This is a genomic window from Geobacillus sp. ZGt-1 (assembly GCF_001026865.1).
Classification (GTDB): Bacteria; Bacillota; Bacilli; order Bacillales; family Anoxybacillaceae; genus Geobacillus; species Geobacillus thermoleovorans.
This window is the reverse complement of record NZ_LDPD01000008.1, coordinates 119,516-132,001: the sequence shown is the minus strand read 5'-3', so window position 1 is coordinate 132,001 and position 12,486 is coordinate 119,516. Positions and strand designations below refer to the sequence as shown.

13 protein-coding genes are annotated in these 12,486 nt (G+C 53.0%); 2 read left to right on the top strand and 11 right to left on the bottom strand.

Features of this window, described 5'->3' with window-relative positions:
* The 6 genes from addB to aceA form a co-directional block, all read right to left on the bottom strand.
* Window positions 1-3,324: helicase-exonuclease AddAB subunit AddB (gene addB / locus VU18_RS02865; RefSeq protein ID WP_304413644.1), on the bottom strand; the 3,324-nt coding region annotated here is incomplete at its 3' end.
* 254 nt (window positions 3,325-3,578) lie between these two features.
* Window positions 3,579-4,127 (bottom strand): signal peptidase I, encoded by a 549-nt coding sequence (gene lepB / locus VU18_RS02860; RefSeq protein WP_011230183.1) that lies wholly within the window; start codon window positions 4,125-4,127, stop codon window positions 3,579-3,581.
* Window positions 4,124-4,747, bottom strand: coding sequence for a TVP38/TMEM64 family protein (locus VU18_RS02855; RefSeq protein WP_013146210.1), 624 nt, complete (start codon window positions 4,745-4,747; stop codon window positions 4,124-4,126). The genes lepB and VU18_RS02855 overlap by 4 nt, the downstream gene beginning before the upstream one ends.
* 102 nt (window positions 4,748-4,849) lie before the next feature.
* Window positions 4,850-5,383 (bottom strand): competence protein ComK, encoded by a 534-nt coding sequence (locus tag VU18_RS02850; protein WP_014195018.1) that lies wholly within the window; start codon window positions 5,381-5,383, stop codon window positions 4,850-4,852.
* Window positions 5,384-5,503: 120 nt separating this feature from the next.
* On the bottom strand, window positions 5,504-5,698 hold the full coding sequence (locus tag VU18_RS02845; protein ID WP_011230180.1) for a hypothetical protein: 195 nt from the start codon (window positions 5,696-5,698) through the stop codon (window positions 5,504-5,506).
* A 129-nt stretch (window positions 5,699-5,827) separates the two neighbouring features.
* Window positions 5,828-7,114, bottom strand: coding sequence for an isocitrate lyase (gene aceA / locus VU18_RS02840; protein ID WP_011230179.1), 1,287 nt, complete (start codon window positions 7,112-7,114; stop codon window positions 5,828-5,830).
* Between the two features lie 192 nt (window positions 7,115-7,306).
* On the opposite strand from aceA, the gene VU18_RS02835 reads away from it, so the two are divergent.
* Complete coding sequence (locus VU18_RS02835; protein ID WP_011230178.1) at window positions 7,307-7,897, top strand: SCO family protein; 591 nt, start codon at window positions 7,307-7,309, stop codon at window positions 7,895-7,897.
* 63 nt (window positions 7,898-7,960) lie between these two features.
* On the opposite strand, the gene VU18_RS02830 is transcribed toward VU18_RS02835, so the two are convergent.
* Both VU18_RS02830 and VU18_RS02825 read right to left on the bottom strand, forming a co-directional pair.
* On the bottom strand, window positions 7,961-8,266 hold the full coding sequence (locus VU18_RS02830) for an AzlD domain-containing protein (protein WP_011230177.1): 306 nt from the start codon (window positions 8,264-8,266) through the stop codon (window positions 7,961-7,963).
* The gene (locus tag VU18_RS02825; RefSeq protein WP_014195014.1) at window positions 8,259-8,975 is read right to left on the bottom strand and encodes an AzlC family ABC transporter permease; all 717 of its coding nucleotides are present in this window, start codon (window positions 8,973-8,975) and stop codon (window positions 8,259-8,261) included. Before VU18_RS02825 ends, VU18_RS02830 begins: the two co-directional genes overlap by 8 nt.
* A 187-nt stretch (window positions 8,976-9,162) precedes the next feature.
* Here VU18_RS02825 and dat point away from each other — a divergent pair, with 187 nt between their 5' ends.
* Entirely contained in the window at window positions 9,163-10,026 is an 864-nt protein-coding gene (gene dat / locus VU18_RS02820) for a D-amino-acid transaminase (protein WP_011230175.1), read from the top strand.
* Window positions 10,027-10,082: 56 nt separating this feature from the next.
* Here the strand turns inward: dat and VU18_RS02815 are convergent, their stop codons facing one another.
* From VU18_RS02815 to VU18_RS18980, 3 genes are all read right to left on the bottom strand, one after another.
* On the bottom strand, window positions 10,083-10,880 hold the full coding sequence (locus VU18_RS02815) for an ABC transporter ATP-binding protein (protein ID WP_011230174.1): 798 nt from the start codon (window positions 10,878-10,880) through the stop codon (window positions 10,083-10,085).
* Window positions 10,846-11,838, bottom strand: coding sequence for an ABC transporter permease (locus VU18_RS02810; RefSeq protein WP_011230173.1), 993 nt, complete (start codon window positions 11,836-11,838; stop codon window positions 10,846-10,848). Before VU18_RS02810 ends, VU18_RS02815 begins: the two co-directional genes overlap by 35 nt.
* A gap of 129 nt (window positions 11,839-11,967) precedes the next feature.
* Window positions 11,968-12,486 (bottom strand): ABC transporter substrate-binding protein (locus VU18_RS18980; RefSeq protein WP_047757627.1); only part of this gene is annotated, 519 nt, incomplete at its 5' end.

The following is a 12,486-nucleotide window of genomic DNA, read 5'->3' as shown; positions in this document are numbered from 1 at the left end:
GATTTGCCCGCCGATGTCGATGAACAAACGGCGGACATGCTGGCGGAGCGCGGCAAAGTCGGATGGACTCGCCACCGACGAACGCGAATGGATCGACCCGCTTTTCGTAAGCTGAGCGGGCACAATCAGCGACCATTGTCCGTCTTCCGTTCGGCCGTCCATCAACCGGATCGCCTCGACGTCAGCGAGCAACAGCCCGCGCATCCGAAACGGTTCAAGCAACTTTTTCGCCATTTCCACCTCATCATCCACCCATTGCTTCGCTTGAACGATCGGATTGTGGATGTGAAAATAAAGCACCCCGGCTGGCAAGGCCGGCTGTCCGACGAGCTGTTCGGCATACGTCAGCACGATGTCCAGGTAGGTGAGCATTTGCAGGGCCAAGCCGTAATATACTTCCGTCAAATCGAGCGTTTTCGCGCTCGATTTGTAATCGATAATGCGAAGAAGCACTCCTTGGCTGCTTTCCGCCTTATCGACGCGGTCGATCCGCCCAACAAGCTCCATCACTGTTCCGTCGGGCAGTCGAAACCGAAGCGGCGGCAGGTCGCCATTGGGGCCGAATGACAGCTCAAGTCCGATCGGAACGAAACCGCTCGCCCGCGCATGCTCACTTAACACATGGGTTGTACGGGCAACGACGTGTTTCAATTTTCGTTTCATATATTCATAGCGATGAGAGCTTGAAAGCACTTGCTGCTGGATGAGCGGGGCGATTCGCTCGACCGCCTCGGCCGACAGCCGTTCACAGTCTGGTCTTGACAGTTCGCGCCAATCAAGATGCTGTTCGCGCAACCGGTCGGCGATTTGCTTGATGGCGGCATGGAACAATTGCCCAACATCCGGCGCCTCAAGTCGGAAAACGTTGCGCTCTTTCAACCGCAGCCCGTGCGATGCGAAATGGGCGTACGGGCATTTTTGAAACTGCTCCATGCGCGAGACGCTCGCCTGAATTTTTTTGCCGTACAGCCGCTGGCTCCACTGTTTTTTGAGCGGCGTCGCTCCGTTTGTATAAAAGAGCGCGGAGACGGCATGCCGCACCTGCTCCTTCCAGTCCCGATGGCCGATGAACGTGTTATACACATCCCACCAAAGCGGATCGATGCCGTAGTTGCGCTTCCACGCTCGGAGCTGGCTGATCAAATACGTTTGCGTCGCCCGCGGCGCGGTCACGAACGCCTCTGCTTTTTCTGCCGGGGCGTCGAACGGGTCGTTGCCGCACAGATGCACCGGCGCATGCGGAAACAGTTCCGTAAGCTGCTTGATGAGCGGCGACGGCATCAACGCTTTCCCTTCCCCATCAGCAAGCGGATATGTAACATACAGCCGCCGGCTCGGACAAACAAGTGCCAAGTAGACAAAAAACGGGTCATAAAACAGCTGCTCCCGCCCCCCTGGGGCGAGCGCCACTCCCAACTCACGCAGCTGCTCGCGCTCCACTTCCGCCATCAGCCCGTCTTCCTTCACTTTTGCTGGAATAACGCCATCGTTGGCGCCGATGACGAACGCATACTTGATGTCAATTAAACGAGAGCGATCAAGCTGAGCGACGATCACCTGGTCCATCGCCGGCGGCACAAGGGAGAACTCCAACCGATCGAGCCCAGCCTCGATAATCTTGACAAACTCAGCGAGCGGCAGTGATTCTGTCCCGAGCATTTCTACATATTGGTCAAGCAAATCGACGACGGCGTTCCACGCCTGTTCATGCTGGCGCGCTTCAACGAGGCGGCCGTCCGCTTCCGCTTGTGCGCTCATTTTCTCTAGTTTTTTTGGAATCTGCAATTCTTCCAAAAACAGATATAATGCCATACAAAACCCGCGTCCGTCCTCCGCCCGGCGCAGACGGCGCTCCAACCGGCGAAGCGGAGCGGCCAACGCCTCGCGCCATTCATTGAGCATGTCCTCAAACTGCCGCTCTTCGTCCGTTTGTGGTACGTTCAAACCGTCAAGCGCCTGATAGCGCCGATACGCCCAGCGCTCATTGTTTGTCCACTTATCCCCTTTGATTCCGTAAGCAAGCACATAGTTTTCGAGCTTGTCGGCCGCCTCGCGCCACATGTGCAGATCGCCGTCCGTTGGAAAAAGCAAATCCGTTTTCACCGCCCGAAACACCGCTTCATATCGCCAACGCGTCACGACCGTCTCTAAGGCAGCGCGCACGAGTTCAATGAGCGGGTGGTGGTGCATCGGTTCTTTTTCATCCATAAAATACGGGATCCCAAAATCAAAAAACACCGTTTTCACCAGATCGCGGTACGCCTCCGTCTGGCGGATGATCAGCGCAATGTCGCGATAGCGCGCCCCTTCATCGCGGACAAGGCGTATGATTTCGCGTGCGACCGCTTCGATTTCCGCTCGGCGATTGGACGCCTCATAAAGATGGACGGCATCGGTCTTTGCACCATATGGAAGCAACGGGCGTCGGTGAAATTGCGCCTCAAGATGAACGAGCGCCCTGTCTTCATGGCGTCGGTTGGCCGAAAGCACGATCGGCTCTTCGATCGCAATGTCATTGCTTAGCGCCAACTCCCTCAGCTGGCGGTACGTTTGCGCCGGCAAATAAAAGAGATGAAGTTCGTCCGGCATTCCGTCGTCATACGGGCGGTCGATCGTCAAACAAACGGTGACGCGCCGGCAATGGCGAAGAAGCTGTTCGATGATCATATATTCTTGCGGCGCAAAATGATGAAAGCCGTCGATGTAAATATCGGCATCCCGCAAATAACTTGAGCGCGGAATATGCTCAGCGAGCAAGCGCAAATAATCTTCCGAATCAAGATAGTGGCCGATAAGACTCCGCTCAAGTTCCTCATACACAAGCGCGACATCGCTCAACTTGTCAGCGAGCAAGCGGCGACCCGGCTGGCTTGGCCCATCCTCGAACGCCTTGGCATGTCGGCGGAGTTCGCCCGGCGTCAGGCAATACCGTTTGCATTCGGTGATCATTTCGTTCAGCTGCTCGATAAACCCATGTTTGTCCGCCGCGCGGCCAAACAGTTTCAGCTCTTGTTTGCGTTGCTCAATAATTTTGCGGATCATCATCTGCACACCAACATCATGAATATGGTACCGGGTCATGCCGCCTGTTTCCTGCAACACGCGCCAAGCGAGACGGGTGAAGCTGAACACTTGGGCGCGAATCATCCCGCCCACTCCCTCGGTATGTATCAACGCGTATTCGCATTGAAATGTCATTTGCTCCGGAACGAGATAGACGATCGCCCTTCCTTTTGGATCCTCTTGCAACTGGCGGCGAATTTCTTCGAGGCAGACAGCCGTTTTCCCACTTCCTGACCGTCCGAGCAAAAACCGCAGCGACATTGTATCCACCACCATTCGTTTCCTTTATTTGTTTTATTTTAGCACGTATGTTCGCTTTTGGGAAGAAAAAACGCCCTTCGGCTGCGGGTTATATAGAGGCAATCTGAAACGTTAACGTTTGTTTCTTTTTGTGGAGCCAGCCGACATGTCAGCGACTGTCGGACGACTGAACAACCTCGCTTCGAAGGATCCATTTATTGGTCTGCGAAGCTTCACTTCGTTATAGAAGCGGAAGACTCCTTTCGAGATTAAGGTTAAAACTGAAAGGCGAACTGTTTAAACGGCCAGTAGCGAAAGTCCACCTTGCCGACAATTTGGTTGATTTTGACAAATCCAAAATGGCGGCTGTCCCAGCTGCTAAGCCGGTTGTCGCCAAGAACGAAAATGCAGCCGGGAGGCACCCGTGTTTTCCCGGTCACCTCCTCAAGTGTAAAATCCCCGGTCAGCCTGCCGTCAAGCAGCTTTTGTTTATACGGGCGCAAATACGGTTCGTCAACTTTTTTTCCGTTGACATACAAGATGTCATTTTTGTACGCGATCCGATCGCCAGGCAGGCCGATAACCCGCTTGACGTAATCTTCCTTTTTGTTGGCGTGAAAAACGATAATGTCGAACCGGCGAATAGGCCCGATGTCGTAGGAAAGCTTATTGACGATCAACAAATTGCCGCTCTCTAGCGTCGGCATCATCGATTTTCCTTCCACCACGTAATTGCTGAACACGAACAACCGAAGCGTGGCGACAACGCAAACGGCAACAAACCATGGCCATCGGCGGCCTCGTTTTTCTTTTTGCTTCGTCACTCCCCGCCCTCCTCGCCGCCTTGTTCTTCCGTCAACGAAAATCGCGCTTCCACCCGTTTTCCGGCGTACCAAAGCAACAGAACGACTGCGGCGATCATCGCCGTGCGCAGCGGCTGACGGATGAGCGCCTTCAAGTCATAGCCGATAAAACTGATGGTAAACACCATGATCATCTTTCCTAGCAGCACCGCCAATACAAACTGCTGGCGGCTGATGCGCGACAGTCCGGCAACAATATTGACAAGCGCCGATGGGGTGAACGGAAAGCAATACAACAAAAACAGCGGACCAAATCCGTGTCGCTCAATCCAATGCATAAACTGCCGCACTTTCGGGTGGCGGCGGACAAAGTGAAAAAAACGCTTCTGCCCCACTTTCCGCGTCAGCCAAAACACGATGAGCGAGCCAAGTGAAGCGCCTAGCCAAGAGATCAGAAACCCTTTCCATAGTCCAAACGCCGCTGCGTTCGCCATCACGAAGACGAACATGGGCAAAATGGGAAAAAACGACTCAAGCAACGTCGCTGCGATGCCGGGAAGCACGCCGAAAGAGCGGTATTGTTCGAGCAGGGAAAGGATGCTGTCGAGCGTGAACCATTGTTTGATTGTTTCCATATCCATGTCTATTCCCCATTCAAATGCCGTTTATATCTTTATTTTACACGTCCAGGCGCCTAATTTGAACTCATCTTTAGGAAAAACCATTTTTATCAATTTGTTCAGCTAACTCTGTTTTTCTTGCTGCATGCGAAATATGTATTGGAGTTTGCGCTCCCTCGCTTCCATCCGCTCGGATAATTTCGTTCGAAGTTGAGCCGTTCGGTATAACTGGTTGATGAACGATTTGCAGGAAACATCGAGGGATATGCTTTTTCCGTTGCGGAAATAAACGATGGTCCGCTCATATTTGGCAGGCTCATACCGATAGACGTGCATGTGCGAGAGCCAAACGCAGCGGGAGTCACGCGGAGAGGCGGTTGGAAATACGTAAATTTCATTGGACGGTTCAATGGCGATCGGCGCTTTATGAGTGATGCCAATGACGGCTTTCGTTCCTTCTTTCCTTCCTTGAAAGCTGCTTCCGTAGTAATCGCAACTATGTTTAATAATGTCAATCGGCGTTTGTTTGATGATATATTCGCCGTCCTCTTCAATGACTTTCGCATACACATCGCTGTTTAAAAAGTATGGGAGAACCGCCATCGTATAACGGCTTACGATGAATTGTTCCAATACAATGAATTCATTGACTTTCATCCGTTCGTCTCCTCCCTTAATCAACTCGCTCACTACTCCTATCATACCATCAGTAGTTATTTTTTTCTATATTTTGCAAAAAATCTAATAAAAAAACCCATGACAATCGTCATGGGTGTTCTAGGAGTTTTCGAACGTTTGGCCGATTTCTTTGGACGCTAAATATTCATTCGCCTGTTCCAACGCGGTATGCTCGCCGACCGAGTCGCCAGCATACGTCTCTTCATTCATCGACCATTGCTCAACATGAAGATCCGTACTGACGCGAAACTCGGCAGGCATCAGCTCCGGCAGATCGCCTTGATTCTTTTCCATTACATCGCCTCCTTGTACTCCATAGGATGCGTCATTTTTTTCCTTATTATGCGATGGAAGCAAGGAGGCTCTTCGTCTCAAACAAAAAACGCCCGGCCAAGCCGGGCGTCTCTTTGCTGGTGATCGGCATTAGATGGCTGTAAACTGTTCTTCTTCGGTCGATCCTTTCAAAGCGACTGTTGACGATTGGCCGCCGGAGATCACTTGGGCGACTTCGTCGAAATAGCCCGTGCCGACTTCGCGCTGATGGCGCGTCGCCGTGTATCCGTACTTCTCGGCGGCAAATTCCGCTTGCTGCAGCTCGGCGTACGCCGCCATGCCGCGTTCTTTGTAGCCGCGCGCCAGTTCGAACATGCTGTAATTGAGCGCATGGAAGCCAGCCAAAGTGACAAATTGGAACTTGTATCCCATTTTGCCGAGCTCTTGCTGGAATTTGGCGATCGTTTCATCGTCCAATTTTTTCTTCCAGTTGAACGACGGCGAGCAGTTGTACGCCAGCAGCTTGCCGGGGAATTTCTCATGGATCGCTTCGGCAAACCGGCGCGCCTCATCCAAATTCGGCTCGCTCGTCTCACACCAAATGAGGTCGGCATACGGCGCATAGGCAAGCCCGCGGGCGATCGCTTGATCCAAACCGGCTCTTGTGCGATAGAAGCCTTCCGGTGTCCGTTCTCCAGTGATAAACGCTTGATCGCGCGGGTCGATGTCGCTTGTGATCAAGTCAGCAGCGTTCGCGTCGGTGCGTGCGATGAGCACCGTCGGAACCCCCATGACATCGGCGGCCAACCGCGCCGCAATCAAGTTGCGAATCGCCGTTTGCGTCGGCAAAAGCACTTTGCCGCCTAAATGGCCGCATTTTTTCTCCGATGACAGCTGGTCTTCAAAATGGACGCCAGCCGCTCCGGCTTCAATCATTGCCTTCATGAGCTCAAAGACGTTCAGTTGGCCTCCGAACCCCGCCTCAGCGTCAGCGACGATCGGCACAAAGTAGTCCACGTCCCCGCTGCCTTCTAAGTATTGAATTTGATCCGCGCGCTGCAACGCTTGATTGATTCGCTTGACGACATGCGGAACGCTGTTGGACGGATACAGGCTTTGGTCCGGATACATCTGTCCGGCGAGGTTGGCGTCGGCCGCCACTTGCCAGCCGCTTAAATAAATCGCCTTCAAGCCTGCTTTCACTTGCTGCACCGCCTGATTTCCGGTCAGCGCGCCAAGGGCCGCGACGTAATCCTCTGTATGAAGCAGCTTCCATAATTTTTCCGCCCCGCGTCGAGCGAGCGTATACTCGATGTCAAGCGAGCCGCGCAGTTTAATGACATCCTCAGCGCTGTACGGACGAACGATCCCTTTCCAGCGCTCCTCATTTTTCCAACTTTCTTCTAATTGCCGGACACGTTCAGCAAATGACGCCATTTTTCCTTCCCCCATCTCTCTTTGTTATATTACATTGTTTTTATTTACGTTTTTATTATATAACAGAAAAACGAAAGTGCAAGCCTTTTTTTGAAACTTTTTTTAATTAGGAAAATAGTCGCATATTGTTCATAAACATCGCGATTTTTTCGCTAATTTTTTTGATATGATCATATTGAGGAGTGATGAATGGTGAAAAAATGGTATACGTTAGCTGCCTCTCTTGTCATCATCGGCATCAGCGTCGGCATCCTGTACTTTGCTGTCTACCAGCCATCAACGATGCGGCTTCCAAATGACGTGACGATGGAAACAGCATGGGGAAAATCATACGAGTTTGGCGACCTTCCGCCGAAAGTGAGGCTTGTCGAGTTTATTTATACAAACTGTCCGGATGTTTGTCCGAATACGACAGCGCAAATGGCAAAACTGCGCGATCGCCTAAAACAAGCCGGGGTATTTGGAAGCAAGGTGGAATTCATCACGATCACGATCGACCCGGCGCGCGATACGAATGAAAAGCTGCAGACATATGCCAATGCGTTTGGAGTCATGAGCGACGGACAAGGTTGGGTGTTTTTGCGCGGCAGTGAAGCGGACACGAAAAAAGTAGCGGACGCCTTCCACTTTCAATACCGCGACCCGGGCAACGGCATGATCGTACACACGACGCTCGCCTACTTGCTTGGCCGCAACGGTCGTGTCGTCAAACAAATCGGCATGGGGACATCTCGATTTCATGTCGATGAGGTATACGAGGCGATTATGGAGGAATTGTCATAACCATGCAGCAAGTTTGCATACCTGTCGCAAAAGGAAAAGAGGAAGCGATGTCCGCTTCCCTTTTTAAACAAATAACGAATACAGGCTGAGCGCTGCAACCGCCGCAAGCACGACGATCATGACGTTGGCCCCAAGCCAAGCTGTGATGACGGCCGCCGCAAAACCGATGACACCGAACCAAAAATCATCTTGGATGAAAAAAACGTCAGGAATAATGAGCGCCCCGAGCACCGCATACGGCACATTTTTCAGCACTCCTTGCCAAAACGACGGCAGCTCGACGCCGCCGAGCAACACAAACGGCAACAGGCGCGGCAAATACGTCACGACCCCCATGCCGATGATCATCCATACGATTGTGCTATTCACCGCCGTTTCCCCCTTCCTTCGTCAGCCATTGAACGATGATGGCCGACAACAATGTAGCCAAAACGATCGACCAGCCTTTCGACAAGTGAAGAGCAAACGTGCCGATCGAGTTGAATAAAGCCGACAGCCCCGCCAGCCAGACGATTTTCCGCTGCTTTTTCAACGCTGGAACGAGCAGGCCGATAAACATGGCATACAAGGCAATGGACATACTTTCTTGCAAACTTTCCGGCAAACCGGCCCCAGCGGCATAACCAATGCCCGAGTTGACGACCCAACTGCCATACGCCATGGCAATGAGCCCAAACATATACGAGGCGTTGATCGTTCCTTCTTTCATCGCCGCCACCGAAAACGTTTCATCTGTAATGCCAAAGGCGTACAACGCTTTTTTCCAAAGCGCGTCCGGCTCAGCCTTTTCATTAAGGGACGCCGACATTAAAAAATGGCGAATGTTTAATATGAATGTCGTCAACACGATTTCAAACACCCCAGTGCCAGCGGTAAGCAGACTTAACGCGATATATTGCGAGGCGCCGGCGAAGACGACGATGCTCATGAGCACAGTCTCAGCGAACGTCAGTCCGGTTGTTTTGGCGAGCAGCCCAAACGCCAGCGCGATCGGCATATAGCCGATGGCGATCGCTACTCCTGCTTGCACCCCTTGGCGAAACGGCGCCATCTTGCCGGCTGCCCATGTCGTTTCCATCCATTCATCCCCTCCATTTGACTAGATTGATAACTTTATTGTCTAAAAATTCCTTTCGTTTCGCAACCCGAACGTCCATTCATTGTTTCCGCTCACGCCAAACACGAGACAAACGCAGAAAGAGGCCAATCTATGATATAATCAAACTGATTCATGATTGATGGCAACAGAAAAGGAGTGCACGTCCATGTCAGTGAAACCGTATGTATTAACCGACCGCGGCATTTTCCGTTATGAACAAGTCACGTACCCGATGGAAGAGCGCGGCTTGCAATTCGGTGATGGCGTCTACGAAGTCGTCCGCTTATATAACGGGATATACGTTTGGCTTCGCGAGCATCTTGACCGGCTGTACCGTTCAGCGGCCGCCATTCGCCTATCCGTTCCGTTTGGCTGCGAAGAGCTCATCGAACAGCTTGAGGAGCTTCGCCGCCTCAACGATGTGCAGGAAGATGCGATTTTGTATTTGCAAATGACGCGCGGCAGCTTCCCGCGCAACCATGCGTTTCCGGCGGAAAACCGGCCGAACTTGTACGCCTACATCCAGCCGATGGCGCGGAAAACCGAGGAAATGACACATGGGGTGCGCACGATTTTGACGAAAGATGTCCGCTGGGAATACTGTTACATTAAAAGCTTGAACTTATTGCCCAACGTATTGGCTAAACAAGAAGCGGTTGAGCGCGGAGCGTTTGAAGCGATTTTGCATCGCGACGGCGTCGTAACCGAAGGCAGCTCGTCAAACATTTTCCTTGTCAAAAATGAAACGGTGTACACCCATCCGGCCACCGCACGGATTTTAAACGGCATCGTCCGCACGAAAGTGAAGCAGTTTTGCGCTGAGCTTGGCATTCCATTTGTCGAAGAAGCGTTTTCCACCAACGACCTTGCGGAGGCGGACGAACTGTTTTTAACGAGCACGACGTCAGCGATTATCCCGATTATTCAAGTCGACGAAACGGTGATCCGAAGCGGCGCGCCAGGGGCGGTGACGAAGGCGCTGCAAGCCGCCTACCGACAAGCGACGCAGCGAGAAACCCAAAATATCTGACCGGCCGGCCGAACAGAAGAGGTGTCCCCTAGCCAAAGAAGGACACCTCATTTCGTTTATGAGCTGAGCACGGCGCGGTCGCTCGCAAACTGGCTGCCGCGGATGCGTTGGAATGCCTCAAGCAGCCGCTCGACCGTCAGCTCCTCTTTCTCCTTTCCTTCTGCGGCAAAAATGATTTGCCCGCCATCCATCATGATCAACCGGTTGCCAAGGCGAATCGCCTGCTCCATGTTGTGCGTCACCATGAGCGTCGTCAGGCGGTGCTGCTCAACAATTTGCTTCGTCAACTCCGTGACCAACTCCGCCCGCGCCGGATCAAGGGCGGCGGTATGTTCATCGAGCAACAGCACATCCGGTTTTGTAAACGTCGCCATCAACAAGGAAAGCGCCTGCCGCTCCCCGCCGGAAAGAAGTCCGACTTTGGCGGCGAGCCGGTCTTCAAGCCCTAAATGAAGCGTTCGCAACGTTTCCCGAAACCACTCGCGCTTTTGCTTCGTGACGCCAAGACTTAACGTGCGCCGCTTCGTCCGGTTGTAGGCGAGCGCCAAATTTTCCTCAATCGTCATATGCGGGGCGGTGCCGGCCATCGGGTCTTGAAAGACGCGGCCGATGTAGCGGGCGCGCGCATGCTCCTTGAGCGCGGTTACATCGCAGCCGTTGATCCACACTTCGCCGGTATCAGGAGACAGCCGTCCGGAAATGATGTTCATGAGCGTAGACTTGCCGGCGCCGTTGCTGCCGATGACGGTGACGAAATCGCCGGGGGCAAGCGTCAGATCAATGCCGCGCAAAGCGATTTTCTCGTCAGCCGTTCCTTCGTTAAACACTTTTGTAATTCGTTTCAGCTCCAGCAACGGTTTCCCCCCTCTCCAACTGCCGCACCCTCCGCTTTTTCCGCTGCCGTTCTTTTTGCGCCGCCAACGTGTTGGGCACGACGAGCGCCAGCATGACAATGAGCGCGGTAATCAATTTCACATCGCCCGTCTCCAAAAACTCGACGCGCAAAGCGAGCGCCAAAATAAGACGGTAGACGATGGCGCCGCCGATGACCGCCCACGTCGCGCGTGCGACCGAACGGGCGCCAAACAACGCCTCCCCGATGATGACGGAAGCGAGCCCAATGACGATCATCCCGATTCCCATCCCGACGTCGCTGAATCCGCCATACTGGGCGACGAGCGCTCCGGAAAGCGCCACGAGCGCGTTCGACAGCCCAAGGCCAAACACGATCAACCAATCGGTGTTGGCGGAAAAGCTCGCCACCATCGGCTTGTTGTCTCCAGTTGCCCGCAAGGCGATCCCCACTTCTGTTTTCAGCAGCCAATCCAACAGCCCTTTGACCATTAGCGCGACAATCGCCATTGACACAAGCACCGCCCATGTCCGCGGCGCAAAACCGGTGAAGGAAACGAGTCGGTTGAGCGCCGCATCCAATCCGGCTTGCCGCCAGGCGGCTGTGATTTTTGTGATGACCGTTTCCTGCTGCAACAGCGGAACGTTCGATTTGCCCATAATGCGCAAATTGACCGAATACAAAGCGATCATCATTAAAATGCCGGATAACAGTGGATTGATTTTCCCTTTCGTATGCAAAAGCCCAGTCAACACCCCGGCGGCAAAGCCGGCCAAAAGCGCCGCGGCTGAGGCGGCAAACGGATTGGCTCCATTGACAATCAGCACGGCGGCGACGGACGCGCCGGTGACGAAGCTGCCGTCAACCGTCAGATCGGGAAAATCCAAAATGCGAAACGATAAATAGACGCCGAGCGCCATCACGGCGTAAATCAAGCCGGCTTCGACGGAACTGAACATCGCTGTCCACACAACTTTTCACCTACCTTTTCGGAAACACACCAAAGGCGCATGTGACACGTTGAGTGCCAAAACGCACTTTTCCCTACTTTTTTGGCCCCCCTCCTTCATCGAAGGAGGGACGGCCGCTTATTCAATATATTCCGCAATGGAATCCCATTCCGGATTGAGCTTGATGCCCATTTCTTGCGCTGCTTTTTTGTTGATGACAAGCTTCAATTTTTGTGGATATTGCACCGGCAAATCGGCTGGCTTTTTGCCGTCTTGCAAAATTTGCGCCGCCATTTCCCCCGCTTCGTAGCCGATGTCATAATAGTCGAACCCGTACGCCGCAAAACCGCCGCGCTTGACGGAATCCAGTTCACCAACAAAAAGCGGAATGTCGTGTTCATTCGCCACCTGGATCACCGACTCGAGCGCCGAGACGACCGTGTTGTCGGTGATGATGTACAGACAATCGACTTTGCCGACGAGCGACTCGGTCGCCTGCTTCACCTCTGCTGATGTCGATACTGATGCAGGAACGATTTGCAAGTCCGTTCCTTGCATCGCCTTTTTCACCTGTTCGATTTGAGCGACTGAGTTTTGTTCGCCGGCGTTATATACCATGCCGACACGGTTGCCTTTGATATATTTGTCAATAAACTG